At 62.1% G+C, this 14,051-nt stretch carries 13 protein-coding genes; 12 read left to right on the forward strand and 1 reads right to left on the reverse strand.

The genetic code is table 11. The features are described 5' to 3' along the window. Positions 1-137 precede the first annotated feature (137 nt). The 6 genes from K5R88_RS15125 to K5R88_RS15150 all read left to right on the forward strand — a co-directional run bounded on the left by K5R88_RS15125 (position 138) and on the right by K5R88_RS15150 (position 5,646). Positions 138-2,039: a sensor histidine kinase gene (locus K5R88_RS15125; RefSeq protein ID WP_008040854.1), complete on the forward strand. Its 1,902-nt coding sequence runs from the start codon at positions 138-140 to the stop codon at positions 2,037-2,039. 44 nt (positions 2,040-2,083) lie between these two features. Continuing rightward, complete coding sequence (locus K5R88_RS15130) at positions 2,084-3,364, forward strand: sigma-54-dependent transcriptional regulator (protein ID WP_230427580.1); 1,281 nt, start codon at positions 2,084-2,086, stop codon at positions 3,362-3,364. An 8-nt stretch (positions 3,365-3,372) separates the two neighbouring features. Continuing rightward, the gene (locus tag K5R88_RS15135; RefSeq protein WP_177318184.1) at positions 3,373-3,702 is read left to right on the forward strand and encodes a GlpM family protein; all 330 of its coding nucleotides are present in this window, start codon (positions 3,373-3,375) and stop codon (positions 3,700-3,702) included. A gap of 243 nt (positions 3,703-3,945) precedes the next feature. Continuing rightward, positions 3,946-4,866, forward strand: coding sequence for an arginase (locus K5R88_RS15140; RefSeq protein ID WP_226300210.1), 921 nt, complete (start codon positions 3,946-3,948; stop codon positions 4,864-4,866). Next, positions 4,863-5,237 (forward strand): EamA family transporter, encoded by a 375-nt coding sequence (locus K5R88_RS15145; RefSeq protein WP_192420029.1) that lies wholly within the window; start codon positions 4,863-4,865, stop codon positions 5,235-5,237. Before K5R88_RS15140 ends, K5R88_RS15145 begins: the two co-directional genes overlap by 4 nt. 10 nt (positions 5,238-5,247) lie before the next feature. Next, complete coding sequence (locus K5R88_RS15150) at positions 5,248-5,646, forward strand: transporter (RefSeq protein WP_226300264.1); 399 nt, start codon at positions 5,248-5,250, stop codon at positions 5,644-5,646. Between the two features lie 114 nt (positions 5,647-5,760). Here the strand turns inward: K5R88_RS15150 and K5R88_RS15155 are convergent, their stop codons facing one another. Beyond that, entirely contained in the window at positions 5,761-6,522 is a 762-nt protein-coding gene (locus K5R88_RS15155; protein ID WP_226300211.1) for a MipA/OmpV family protein, read from the reverse strand. A gap of 231 nt (positions 6,523-6,753) precedes the next feature. Here K5R88_RS15155 and K5R88_RS15160 point away from each other — a divergent pair, with 231 nt between their 5' ends. The 6 genes from K5R88_RS15160 to K5R88_RS15185 are packed head-to-tail and all read left to right on the forward strand — an operon-like array spanning position 6,754 to position 14,014. Beyond that, a complete protein-coding gene (locus tag K5R88_RS15160) occupies positions 6,754-7,452 on the forward strand; it encodes an HAD-IB family phosphatase (protein WP_226300212.1) in 699 nt (232 codons plus the stop codon). Next, a complete protein-coding gene (locus tag K5R88_RS15165; RefSeq protein WP_226300213.1) occupies positions 7,445-8,836 on the forward strand; it encodes an aspartate aminotransferase family protein in 1,392 nt (463 codons plus the stop codon). The genes K5R88_RS15160 and K5R88_RS15165 overlap by 8 nt, the downstream gene beginning before the upstream one ends. Continuing rightward, positions 8,833-9,711 (forward strand): alpha/beta hydrolase, encoded by an 879-nt coding sequence (locus tag K5R88_RS15170; RefSeq protein WP_207286770.1) that lies wholly within the window; start codon positions 8,833-8,835, stop codon positions 9,709-9,711. Before K5R88_RS15165 ends, K5R88_RS15170 begins: the two co-directional genes overlap by 4 nt. A 14-nt stretch (positions 9,712-9,725) precedes the next feature. Continuing rightward, entirely contained in the window at positions 9,726-10,853 is a 1,128-nt protein-coding gene (locus tag K5R88_RS15175; protein ID WP_226300214.1) for a GNAT family N-acetyltransferase, read from the forward strand. Positions 10,854-10,863: 10 nt separating this feature from the next. Further along, positions 10,864-12,636 carry a sensor histidine kinase gene (locus K5R88_RS15180; protein ID WP_226300215.1) on the forward strand — a complete coding sequence of 591 codons (1,773 nt, stop codon included), beginning with the start codon at positions 10,864-10,866 and terminating at the stop codon, positions 12,634-12,636. Continuing rightward, on the forward strand, positions 12,626-14,014 hold the full coding sequence (locus tag K5R88_RS15185; protein ID WP_207286773.1) for a sigma-54-dependent transcriptional regulator: 1,389 nt from the start codon (positions 12,626-12,628) through the stop codon (positions 14,012-14,014). Before K5R88_RS15180 ends, K5R88_RS15185 begins: the two co-directional genes overlap by 11 nt. The last annotated feature ends 37 nt before the right edge of the window (positions 14,015-14,051 follow it).

The raw sequence follows: 14,051 nt of genomic DNA on the forward strand, positions 1-14,051 counted from the left end.
CTGTAGGAGCCGGCTTGCTGGCGATGGAGTATCAGTCGACATCAATGTGGCTGACCCACCATCGCCAGCAAGCCGGCTCCTACAGGGGTCGGTGATGGTTTTGAGATTTGTGTTGTGGTTGACCCAAGGCATCTGTGATGAAATGCGACCCCACTCTCTATCGCGCAGCGCCGCCATCACTCGTCGTGAAACCCCGTCTGATCCGCCACTTGTTCCTGCCGCCACTGGTCATCGCCCTGATGATCGGATTGGGTTACCTCGGCTTCTGGGTCAGCGAGCACTACGGGATCCGCAGCCTCAGCGAGAACGGCCAGCGTCAGCTCGAACTGCACGCCCGCGCCGTCGAGAGCGAGATCAGCAAGTACACCTACCTGCCCAGCCTGCTGGAACTCGAAACCAGCGTTTCGAAGCTGCTGGCCGACCCGTCGCCGGAACACCGGCAAACGGTCAATGAATACCTCGAAGGCCTGAACCGGCGCAGCCGCAGTCGGGCCATCTACGTGATGGACACCACCGGTCGCGTCATGGCCACCAGCAACTGGCGCGATGTCGACAGTTACCTCGGTGAAGACCTGTCCTTTCGCGCTTACTTCCAGAACGCCGTGCGCGGTCAGCCGGGCCGCTTCTATGGCATCGGCAGCACCAACGGCGAACCCGGTTATTACCTGGCCCATGGCCTGGAAGAACACGGCAAGATCATCGGTGTCGCGGTGGTCAAAGTCCGCCTCGAAGCCATGGAAGAACGCTGGCAGCGCGCGCGCCTGGAAGCCTTCGTCAGCGACGAAAACGGCATCATCATTCTCTCCAGCGATCCGGCGCGACGGCTGAAATCAGTCGTTCCATTGAGCGACGAGACCAAGGAAAAACTCGCCCGCAGCCTTCAGTACTACTGGTTTCCACTGAACGAGCTGCAACCGCTGGCCCGAGAAAGACTGGCCGAAGGCGAGGAAAAACTGACCTTCCCGGCCAACAGCGAAGTGGAGTCCGACGAAGAGGACATCAGTTACCTCTCGCAAACCCGTCCCTTGAGCGACACCCCGTGGAATTTCACCCTGCTCACGCCGCTGCAGGATTTGCGTCGCGAAGCGATCAATCAGGGGATTCTGGTGGCCGTGGCGTTTGCCCTGGTGGCGTTCCTGCTGATTGCCTGGAACGAGCGCCGCAAGGTGATCGCCACCCGTCTCGCCGCCCGGGAAGCCTTGCAGGAAGCCAACAATCAACTGGAGCGTCGGATTACCGAACGCACCACCGACCTGCGCGCCAGCAACGAACGGCTCAAGGGCCAGATTCGCGAACGCCGTCAGGCCGAAGAGACCTTGCGCCGCGCCCAGGATGAACTGGTGCAGGCCGGAAAACTCGCGGCCATCGGCCAGATGTCCACCAGCATCGCCCACGAATTGAACCAGCCGCTGGCGGCGCTGCGCACCTTGTCCGGCAACACCGTGCGCTTTCTCGAGCGCGGGCAACTGGATGTGGCCAGCACCAACCTCAAGACCATCAACGAACTGATCGACCGCATGGGCCGGATCACCGCAAGCCTGCGCTCCTTCGCCCGTCGCGGCGACGACAAAGGCCAGGCCTGCCTCGGCAAAGCGGTGGACGCCGCGCTGCAACTGCTCGGCGGACGTGTGGAAAGTGTCCCTCTGCACTTGCATCGCGAGTTCGCCGACGTGCAGGTGCAGATTGACCAGACCCGCCTGGAGCAGATACTCGTCAACCTGATCGGCAACGCCCTCGACGCCATGCAGTCGCAGCCCCAACCGGAATTGTGGCTCGAAGGCGAAGCGTTCGACGGCAAGTATCGCCTGCGGGTACGCGACAACGGCCACGGCATCGATGCCGAAGCGCGCAAGCATCTGTTCGAACCGTTCTTCACCACTAAACCCGGCGAGCAAGGCCTGGGCCTCGGCCTGACCCTGTCCGCCAGCCTGGCCGCCGCCACCGGCGGACACCTGGGTGTCGAACACCCGGCCAGCGGTGGTACCACCTTCGTCCTCAGTTTACCGTTGGTAAGCCCCCTTCAAGCCGAGCCAATATGAACAACGACCTTAGTGTGCTGATCGTCGAAGACGACCCTCATGTGCTGCTCGGCTGCCAACAGGCGCTGACCCTGGAAGACATTCCCTGCGTCGGCGTGGGCAGCGCCGAAGAAGCGCTGGAACGGGTCGGCGACAACTTTGCCGGCATCGTCATCAGCGACATTCGCCTGCCGGGCATCGATGGCCTGGAATTGCTGACCCGGCTCAAGGCCCGTGATCGCAGCCTGCCGGTGGTGCTGATCACCGGCCATGGCGACATTTCCATGGCCGTCGGCGCGATGCAGAAAGGCGCCTACGACTTCATGGAGAAACCTTTCTCCCCCGAACGCCTGGTGGATGTCGCCCGTCGTGCGCTGGAGCAACGCAGCCTCGCGCGGGAAGTCTCTTCGTTGCGCCGGCAATTGGCGGAACGGGATTCCCTGGAAGGCCGGATCATCGGTCGTTCGCCAGCCATGCAGAACCTGCGGGAATTGATCGCCAACGTCGCCGATACCTCGGCCAACGTGCTGATCGAAGGCGAAACCGGCACCGGTAAAGAACTGGTCGCACGCTGCCTGCACGACTTCAGTCGGCGTCACACCAAACAGTTCGTCGCCCTGAACTGCGGTGGCCTGCCGGAGAACCTGTTCGAAAGTGAAATCTTCGGCCACGAAGCCAACGCCTTCACCGGTGCCGGCAAGCGGCGGATCGGCAAGATCGAACACGCCGACGGCGGCACGCTGTTCCTCGACGAGGTGGAAAGCATGCCGCTGCCGTTGCAGATCAAACTGCTGCGGGTGTTGCAGGAACGCACCCTCGAACGCCTCGGCTCGAACCAGAGCGTGGCGGTGGATTGCCGGGTAATCGCGGCGACCAAGTCCGATCTCGATGAGTCGAGCAAGGCCGGCGAATTCCGCAGCGACTTGTATTACCGCCTGAACGTGGTGACCCTGGAACTGCCGCCGCTGCGCGAGCGCCGCGAAGACATCCTGCAACTGTTCGAGCACTTCCTGCAGCAGTCGTCCTTGCGCTTTGACCGTGCCGTGCCGGAGCTGGACAACCAGACCGTGTCGAACCTGATGAGCCACGACTGGCCGGGCAACGTCCGTGAACTGCGCAACGTTGCCGAGCGGTATGCCCTCGGTCTGCCGGCCTTCAAGAAGTCGGGCGCCAGCGGCAGCAATCAGGGCCTGGCCTTCGCCGAAGCGGTGGAAGCCTTCGAACGCAACCTGCTCGGCGACGCCTTGCAACGCAGCGGCGGCAACCTGACCCAGGCCAGCCTGGAACTGGGCATGGCCAAAACCACGCTGTTCGACAAAGTGAAGAAGTACGGGTTGAGCCACTGATGGACCTGATGCTCAAGGCAACCCTGGGCGCAGCGGTGGTGCTGATCCTCGCTGCGCTGGCCAAGACCAGAAACTATTACATCGCCGGCCTGGTGCCGCTGTTTCCGACCTTTGCGCTGATTGCGCACTACATCGTCGGCAAGGGTCGCTCGCTGGACGACTTGAAGACCACGATTGTGTTTGGCATGTGGTCGATCATTCCGTACTTCATCTATCTGGCGACGTTGTACGTGATGGTCGACCGGATGCGGCTGGAGGCTTCGCTCGCCGTGGCGGCGGTGGCGTGGTTGATCGCAGCGACGATCCTCGTCAGCGTCTGGGTACGCTTCCAGACCTGACCACACCCCCTGTAGGAGCGAGGCTTGCCCGCGAATGGTCCGCAACGGAACAACTGATGCACCGCGTTATCGTTCTTCGCGGGCAAGTCGGATCGCCGCACCGCTCGCTCCTACAGGATCTGCGTTGTTTCGAGACTGAAGGCTGGCCCGCCCCTTGCATTTACCCCAAAAAGCCCTCTCGGCCGGCCTTCATGATGGATGGAGCCGGTGTCTGGGAGGGTCTGCCAAGGGTGAATTGCGACCTTGAACATTTTAGATCTCGACCACAGCCTGACTGCCCAGACCCCCATCGCACGGTTGCTCGACAGCGGCCGCGCGAAACGCCTGGACCTGCTCGACCTCGGCCCGAAATTGCGGCTCTGGTCCAGCGAACGCACCTGGCGCCGCTTCGCCGAACGCCTGCAACAACGTCCGCGCCACAGCGGCCCGCAACCGGAAATCTTCTTCGTCGGCTCCGGCGATTACCACCACTTGACCCCGGCTTTTCTCACTGACTTGCCGGCGCCGGTGAGCCTGATCCACTTCGACAATCACCCCGACTGGGTCCACTTCGCCCCGCGTCGACACTGCGGTTCGTGGGTCAACCAGGCGCTGAAACTGCCGAACGTCCAGCGCATCGTCACCCTCGGCCCGTGCAGCGATGACCTGCAAAATCCACAGCTCAAGGGCGGCAACCTCAGCGCCCTGAAACGCGGGGTCTTGCAGCTGTTTCCGTGGCAGCATCCGCCCTCGAAAGTCTGGGGCCGGGTCGGCGATGGTGCCGGGCATCAGCAACTGGAAAACCAGCTCCACTGGCGCAACCTCGCCGAGCTGGATTGGCCGGTGTTTCTCGATCAGTTGATCACCAGCCTGCCCACCGAGGCGGTGTGGATCACCATCGATAAAGACGTCTTGGCCTGCGAAGACGCGGCGACCAACTGGGATCAGGGCGGCATGCGCCTGAGCCATCTGCTGCAAGCGATACGCGTGCTGGCCGCGAACAAGCGGATCCTCGGCATCGACATCTGCGGCGAATACGCCCGCCCCGCCTTCAGCAACGCCTTCAAACGCTGGGAAGCCAAGGCCGACCAGCCGCCGGCGGAACGCTGGAGCGCAGACGATCTGCTGCGTAACTCGGCCACCAATCAGGCACTGATCGAGCTGTTCGAGGAGCTGTTCCCATGACCCTTACCGTGATTGTGCTGGTGGCGTTTTCCATCGTGCTGGACGTCATTGGTCAGCTCTGTTTCAAGCTCGGACTCGACCGTTTGCCGGAACTCGAAGGCGGTTTTCGCCTGAATGCATTCTGGGGCCAGGTGTTCAACGCGCCGCTGCTGTGGTGCGGGATCGGCGCCTACGTGATCGAGTTTTTTGTCTGGCTCGAAGCCCTCTCCCGCGCGCCGCTGAGCCTGCTGTTTCCGGCGGCGGCGCTGGCGTATTGCGGCGTGGTGCTGGCCGGCAAACTGATCCTCGGTGAAACCGTGAGTCGTCGGCGCTGGCTCGGCACTTTAGTGATTACGGCGGGCGTGATGCTCGTGTGTGTCGCCCATGCATGAGGCTCAATCGATGATCAAAGGCAAGACCGACTGGCTGCATGAGCGCTTGGGCACCATCGTGCTGTGGGCGCTGTTGATCACTTTTGAAAGTGCCGGGCAGATCGCCACGAAGGTGGGCGGTGATCAACTGGGGCAGATGGATTTCAACCTGAAGTGGCTGATGGCAGTGGCGGTGAATCCCGGGGTGTGGCTGGCGATCGCCTGTTACATCGGGGCGTTTTTCGTGTGGATGCTGATATTGCGGCGCAGCAGCCTGTCGCTGGCGTTTCCGTTGAGTTCGCTGGTGTTCGTCGGGGTTTTGCTTGGGTCTTGGCTGGGGCTGGGCGAGCAGATCAGCGTGCTGCACTGGGTGGGGGTGGCGGTGATCATGGGGGGGATTGCGTTGCTGGCTGAAGGTGAAGAAACCTAGATTTCAGTGATCTCAAGGGCCCCATCGCGAGCAGGCTCGCTCCCACATTTTGACCGCATACCCCTGTGGGAGCGAGCCTGCTCGCGATGGCGTCAGACCAGCCAATGAACCTTTCTATTCAAACTTGTAAGCCACCGCCGCCTGCACTCCACCCTGATGGGTATCCCCGACCGCTTTGACAATGCTGCTATCCGCCGCCGCCCCTGTCAGGTGAATCCAGCTCGCGCTCGTCAGCAGTGACCATTGCGGCGCCAGGGGAAATTCGAAGCTCTGGGTCAGCGCCACGTTCTGCAAGCCACCACCGGCGTTGTACGGGCGAATCCCCGAGGCCTGAGACTCGTCGGCACTGACGCCGAAGAACGTCTGGTTCTGCCGGGCATCGGCAAAATGCGCGGTCAGGTTTGAGCTGCCGATCACCCCGCCACCCAGTGGATAACCCACCTCCCCACCCAGCCGCCCCAACACCCCGCCCTGCCCGCCTCGCCCGCCCACCGCCTGGCCAACCGAAGCAAATACCCGCCAGAAGTCGGCCGGCGCGTACTGCACAAACCCGCCCACTTCGCCCATGTCCGGCACATCGCGCAAGCCTTGCAGCTCACCGTTGGAGGTCCGTCCCGGCAGGTAATTCAGGAACGGCCCGGCGCTGAAGCCACTTGCGTTGAACGCGTCCCAGGTCAGCCCGTCATCGGTGCTCAGGCTGACATCGCCCCAGTCCAGATCGAGGTACGGCACGGGCCGGGTTTCGTAACGGCTGCCGGTTGGGTCGTGCGGCTGATAGCTGAGGCCAACCCCTGCTTCGCCGGTGATGCCGTCTGCTGAAACGTTGGCCGAAAGGCACGTCAGCGCGGCGAATAGAGCAACAGTAATCCTCGACATGAGGCAATTCCTTGAACGGGACATGCGCGCATCAATCCCCGGATCGCGCTCCCGGCGCAAGCACTCATGTTGTTTGTAGCGACCTACAAAAATTGTAGCTTCGCCGCCACGAACACACGCCAGAACCCCAGCCCTGCGGGGCCAAACCCGGTTGGCACAGTCCCTGCTCTACCCCCTGTGCAGCGCAGACAGCACACCCGGCGCACACTTTTTACAAGATAGGTAACGCAGATGATTGACTGGCATATCGTGTGTGATTTCGACGGGACCATCACCCGCACCGACGTGATCGACAGCATCCTCCAACGGTTCGCCGACCCGAGCTGGGAAGCGATCGAAAACGAGTGGCTGGCGGGCGACATCGGTTCCCGTGAATGCCTCAGCCGCCAGCTCTCGCTGGTCAAGGCCACACCCTCCGAGCTGCTCGGGTTCTTCGACACGGTCGAGATCGACCAGGACTTCCCCGACTTCGTCGACCACGTAATCGGCCTCGGCGCCTCCCTCGAAGTGGTCAGCGACGGCATCGAACAAGGCATCGCACGGATCCTGGCGCGCAACTACGTCAGCCTCTTGCCGATCCTCGCCAATCGCTTGCGCCAACTCGATCACGACAGTTGGCGCATCGACTTCCCCCATGCCAGCGACGCCTGCCGCGCCGCCTCCGGCAACTGCAAATGCAAATCCACCCCCAGCGCCAAACGGGTGCTGGTGATCGGCGACGGCCAGTCCGACATGTGCGTGGCCGCCACCGCCGATTTCGTGTTCGCCAAGGATCGCCTGGCCGAGCACTGCGAGCGCAACGGCATCGCTTACGCACGCTTTGACAGCTTCGCCGAACTGCCTGCGTTGCTGGCCTTGCTGCCAAGCGCCAACGCCGCCAACGCCACCTCTTTCAACGTTGAAACACAGGAACTCCTCCACCATGTCTGATATTCGAATCGCTACTGCAGAAGACCAGATCCTCCTGGATAAAGAAGCCAAATACTGCTCCTACGGCGACACCGTTCACTACATCGACCCGCCGCGTATCTTCAGCCGATGCGAAGGCTCCTACGTCTGGGACACCGAAGACCAGGCCTACCTCGATTTGCAAATGTGGTACTCGGCGGTCAACTTCGGTTACGCCAACCCGCGCCTGAACAATGCGCTGAAACAGCAGATCGATACCCTGCCGCAGATCGCCAGCCAGTACCTGCACAAAGGCAAGATCGAGCTCTCGGAAATGATCGCGGTCGACGCGAAAAAATTCGGCCTCGACGGTCGCGTGCACTTCAACGTCGGCGGGTCGCAGTCCATCGAGGACTCGCTGAAAGTCGTGCGTAATGCCACCAACGGCAAGAGCCTGATGTTCGCGTTCGAGGGCGGTTACCACGGGCGCACACTCGGCGCGTCGTCGATCACCTCCAGCTACCGCTATCGCCGCCGCTACGGCCACTTCGGCGAGCGCGCCAATTTCATCCCGTTCCCGTATCACTTCCGTGGCCCGAAAGGCATGACCAAGGAAGAATACGGCAGCCATTGCGTGCAGCAATTCGCCCGCCTGTTCGAGACCGAATACAACGGCGTCTGGGACCCGAAAGTCGGCCAGAGCGAATACGCCGCGTTCTACGTCGAGCCGATCCAGGGCACCGGCGGCTACGTGATTCCGCCGATGAACTTCTACAGCGAACTCAAGCATGTGCTCGACCAGCACGGCATTCTGATGGTGGTCGACGAAATCCAGATGGGCTTCTATCGCACCGGCAAGCTGTGGTCGATCGAGCACTTCGACGTAAAACCCGACGTTATCGTCTTCGGCAAAGCGCTGACCAACGGCCTCAACCCGCTGGGCGGCATCTGGGCGAAAGAAGAGCTGATCAACCCGAAAATCTTCCCGCCAGGCTCGACCCACTCGACGTTCGCCTCCAACCCGTTGGGCACGGCGGTGGGCCTGGAAATGTTCAAGATGACCAGCGAAGTCGACTACGGCGCGATGGTCATGAACAAGGGCAAGTACTTCCTCGAAGGCTTGAAAGACTTGCAGAAACGCTACCCGATCATCGGCGACGTCGACGGCCTGGGCCTGGCGCTGCGCTGTGAAATCTGCGGCCCGGACGGTTTCACGCCAGACAAGGCCACGCTCGATTTCATGGTCGAAGAAGGCATGAAGGGCGACATCGAAATCGACGGCAAACGCCTGGGCCTGATTCTCGACGTGGGCGGTTACTACAAGAACGTCATCACCCTCGCGCCGTCGCTGGAAATCAGCTATCCGGAAATCGATTTGGGCATCGCCCTGCTCGACCGCTTGCTGCATCGGGCGATGACACGATGAACGAGCAAGAGATCGACATGGGCGAAGGCAGCGCCGGTTTCGTTCTCGGCAGCGGGGAGGTCGCGGTGTTGTTGATCCACGGCCTCACCGGCACCCCGACCGAGTTGCGTCGGGTCGCCATCGGCCTGGCCAAGGCGGGTTGCACGGTGTACGTGCCGACGCTGGCCGGACACTGCGGAGACAACGCCGACCTACAAGCCACCGGTTGGCGTGACTGGTACGAGAGCGCACGCAATACCTTCATCGGTGTGCGGCGCAAACACGAGCACGTGTTCGTCGGCGGTTTGTCGATGGGCGCGGTGCTGTCGATGTACCTCGCCGCCGAGCATCCGGGGCAGATCGAAGGCTTGTTGCTGTATTCGACGACCCTGCGTTACGACGGCTGGAACATGCCCAAAGTCGCCGTGCTCACGCCGTTGCTGATGGCGATTCCGTTTGGCGTGCACCTGTGCCGCTTCAACGAAAAATCACCTTTCGGCATCAAGGACGAACGCTTGCGAGCAATCGTCGAGCGGCAGATGAAGGCTGGCGAGAGCAGCAATGCCGGGCTGCTGACCATGTCCGGGGTGAGTGTCCGGGAACTGCATCGACTGGTGGCGGCGGTGAAAAAACGCATGCCGCAGATCACCACGCAAACGCTGGTGCTGCACTCGCGCGAAGACGACATCACCAGCCGCTGGAACGCCGATTATGTGGAACGCAAACTCGGCGGTCCGGTGGTGAAGGTGCTGCTCGACGACTGCTACCACATGATCACCGTCGACCTGCAATACCGCCGCGTGGTGGAGCTGAGCGCGGACTTCATCCAGCAACGTTTCATTCAACAGCGCTGCGCCCCCAAACCCATGCGCCAGGACTATCGGCAACTGGCCTGACTCAAGGAAACGATGTGATCACAGCCCTTGCCTTTTCGACGATCGAGGCCATCGACCGCGATGCCTGGAATGTCTGTTTCCCTGCCGAGCTGGAGGATTGGAATTACTACCGGGCGGTTGAACGGGCCGGCATCGCAGACTTTCAATGGCGCTATCTGGCGCTGTACGAAGACGAGGTACTGATCGCGGCGGCCGTGGCGTTCACCACCGCTTACTCGCTGGACACCACGGTTCAGGGGCTGGGCAAACGCATCAGCGAACGGCTGCGCGGTGTGTGGCCGGGGCTGTTCGATGTGCGCCTGTATGCCCTCGGTTCGCCGGTGGCCGAGCAGTGCCATGTCGGGACCGCGCCACACATCGACGCGGACCGGCGCGTGGACCTGCTTCAGCAATTATTACGGCTGGCGCGCCACGATGCCGATCAGGCCGGGGTCGGTTTGCTGGCCGTCAAGGATGCCTCTCACCGCGACCCGCAATGGTTGCAGGTGTGTCAGGACGCGGGTCTGCAAAGCATGCCCGGCCTGCCCAGCGCCGAGCTGCCGATCCGTTTTGGCTCGGTGGACGCCTACCTCGGCACGCTCGGCAAATCCACCCGCAAAGACCTGCGCCGCACCCTGCGTGGCCAGGGGCCGCGCATCGAATGGCGGCGCTCGGTCGATGACCTGCTGCCGCGCATGATGGCGCTTTACGAGGCCACGCTGAGCCGCAGCGACCTGACCTTCGAACGCCTGCCGCCCGGCTACTTCCGCCAGGTCCTGGAACACCTCGATGAACGTGCCGCGTGCGTGTTGTATTGGGTCGGCGAAGAGCTGGTGGCGTTCAACCTTGTGCTGTTCGACGAACAGCGACTGGTCGACAAGTTCTTCGCCCACGACCTGGCCCGGACCCGTGAACACAATCTCTACGTGCGCAGCTGGCTGGCCAATGTCGACTACTGTATTGAGCACGGCATTCCGATCTACGCGTGCGGCCAGGCCGGTTATGCCAGTAAGCTGCGCCTGGGTTGCTCGTTTACCGGCAACACCGTGTTTTTCCGCCATCGCAACCGCTTGCTCGACAGCCTGTTGCGCGTGGTGAAACTGTTTATCCGACCGGACCGTTCCGACCCTGCCATGGCCGCCGCGATCAGCGAGCAGCAATAAGCGAAGCACAATGACCAAAGACTCACGCACCAACGCTCGACCTTTCGCCCTCTCCGGCTGGAGCCTGCAGCGCAAACTGGTGCTGGCGTTCTGGCTGGTCAGCGTCATTCCGACGATGATCGCCGCCGAACTGGCGGCCACCACGCTGTCGCAGATTTTCGACAGCAACGTGCGCATCTGGCTGCAGGAATCGACCAAGATCGTCGAGGACGAGATCAGCGAAATCCTGCGCGACAACGCCCGGGTCGCGCAGCTGTTCCTGCGTTACACGCGCCCGCCCACCGATCGGCTGGCGAACAAACACGACAAGCTGACCACCGACATCGCCGACTCCATGGGCATCGACGTCGTGGCGCTGGTGCGCGCCAGCGATCACAAAGTGGTGTTCAGCACCGCCGCCGACGACATCGTCCGCCAGATCAGCACCGCGCCCAAGGCGGTGCTGCAAACCCTGCAAGTCGGTGGCGTGGCGACCGGCACGGTGGTCTCGACCTTCGAAACGGATCAGGACGGCGTCGAGTACAAACTGGTGATTGCCACCTACCTCGACAACAGTTTCCTCACCAGCGTGGCTGACGTGCACTCGCTGGACCTGCGCCTGTATCTGGCCAAGGCCAATGACTTCTCGGAGATTTTTTCCACCCAGCGCTTCGAGGATCACCCGGCGGCCGTACCGGAAAAAATCGAACAGATCCTGCGCAGCACCAAACAACCGATCGAACAGTTCACCAACCGCTACAGCGGCATCTACCGGCCGATCCTCAACGAAAACGGCGAGCTGCAAGGGGTGATTTTCAGCGGCCTGTTGCGCCACACCAGCCTGGTCGGGCTGGTCAATCAGAGCAACCTGTTCATCCTGATTTTCCTGCTCAGCTCGGCGGCGTCCCTGGCGGTCGGCTGGCTGGTGTCGCAGCGCCTGACCAAGCCGTTGCGCGGGTTGTCCAAAGGCGTACAAGCGGTGATCGCCGGGGATTATCGCCAACGCCTGCCGGTCACCGGCGGCGACGAACTGGCGGAACTGAGCAGCACCTTCAACCACATGAGCGAACGCCTCGGCGAGTTGCAGCATCTGGAATCGCAACTGCGTCGGCGTGACCGCCTGCATGCGCTGGGCGAAGTGGCGATGGGCCTGGCCCATGAAATCCGCAACCCGCTGGGCATCATCAAAACCGCCACGCAACTGCTGCACCGACGCGCCGATTTGCCCGAGACCGACAAGCGTCATCTGGAATACGTGGTCAGCGAAGTCAGCCGGATCAACGACCTGATCACCGACTTCCTCGACTTCGCCAAACCCAGCGCACCGATGCGCTCGACCCAACTGGCCCGCCCGCTGGTGGATGAACTGGTTGGCTTCTGCGCGCCGGAGCTGGCCAGCCACAACATCGATGTACAAGTCGAAGATCAATCGCCCACCGCGACGCTTTACGCCGACGCGCGGCAAATCAAGCAGGCCGGCCTGAACCTGATCGTCAACGCCATCGACGCCATGCCCGACGGCGGGCGGCTGACCCTGGGCATCAGCAGCGACCGGCACTACACGGTGATCAGCATCAGCGACACCGGCCAAGGCATCGAACCGGACATGCTCGAACGGATCTTCACACCGTTCGTCACCACCAAGGCCTCGGGCACCGGGCTGGGTCTGGCCAAGGTGTTCTCGATCATGGAGAGTCATGACGGGCGCATCGAATGCGTCAGTGAAAAAGATGCCGGGGCCACATTCACCCTGTACATTCCGGCCAACGGTGAAGACTTCGACGAGGGCAGCGATGACACATAACGTACTGGTGGTCGACGACGAGCCCAAGCTCTGCGACCTGCTGGCCTCGGCGCTCAGTCAGAACGGCATTGTGGTGTTCACCGCCGGCAACGGCCTGCACGCGCTCAAGGTGCTGGAGTGCGAAGACATCGACCTGGTGATCAGCGACTGGCGCATGCCCGGCATGGACGGCCCGCAACTGCTGGCAGAAATCAAAAGCCGTTTTCCGCAGTTGCCGGTGATCGTCATGACCGCCTACAGCACGGTGAAAAACGCCGTGCAGTCGATGCGCAACGGCGCCTTCGACTACATCGCCAAGCCGTTCGACATCGATGAGCTGGACATCACCGTCAACAAGGCCCTGCAATTTCGCGACATCCTCAAAGACAACCAGCGCATGCGCGCCGAGCTCGACGAGCACCGGCAGATCGACAGCCTGATCGGCGACAGCCCAAGCTTTCGGCGGGTGCTGCACGCCATCGACTCGGTGCGCGAAAGCAACGCGACCATTCTGCTGACCGGCGAAAGCGGCACCGGCAAGGAAATGGTCGCCCGGGCGATCCACACCCACGGCAATCGCGCCGACAAACCTTTTGTCGCGGTGAACTGCGCGGCAATCCCCGAAGGGCTGCTGGAAAGCGAAATGTTCGGCCACCGCAAAGGCGCGTTTACCGGCGCGGTGGCGGATCGCGTCGGGCGTTTTCAGCAGGCCGACAAGGGCACGCTGTTTCTCGATGAAATCGGCGAAATGCCGCTGGCCTTGCAGGCAAAAATCCTTCGGGCCTTGCAGGAGCGAGTGATCGAACCGGTGGGCGATCCCCGCGAGCGCAAGGTCGATGTACGGGTGATCGCGGCGACCAACAAGAACCTGCTGGACGCGGTGGCCAACAAGGAGTTTCGCGAAGACCTCTACTACCGCCTCAACGTCTTCCCGATTCCGCTGCCGGCCCTGCGCGAACGGGTTGAAGACATTGCGCCGCTGGCCCGGCATTTCGCCCATACGCTGGGGGCTGCGGCCGGCAAACGTTTCAGCGGTTTCAGCGCGCAGGCGTTGCAGGCCATGGCCCGGTATTCATGGCCAGGGAATATTCGCGAACTGCAGAACTGCGTGGAACGGGCGACCATTGTCGCCTCGGGCGCGGTGATTGAAGAGGAAGACCTGCCGGCGTATCTGTTCGCTTCGAGTGCCAACGGCGGCGGCACTTTGATCGCTGAGGGCAGCGTGCCGGCAGACCTGGAAGCGGCGCTGGCCGAGGTGGAAAAAACCTACATTCTGGCGGCGCTGGCACAGAGCAACGGCGTGCAGGCAGCGGCGGCGCAGTTGATCGGGATTTCCGAACGCAGCTTTTGGTATCGGTTGAAGAAGCTGGGGATTCATGTGGACAAGATTGTGCGCTGACCATCATGCCCACAAACAGCGTGGGCATGACCTGCGA

It is taken from the genome of Pseudomonas sp. MM213 (assembly GCF_020423045.1).
Taxonomy (GTDB): Bacteria; Pseudomonadota; Gammaproteobacteria; order Pseudomonadales; family Pseudomonadaceae; genus Aquipseudomonas; species Aquipseudomonas migulae.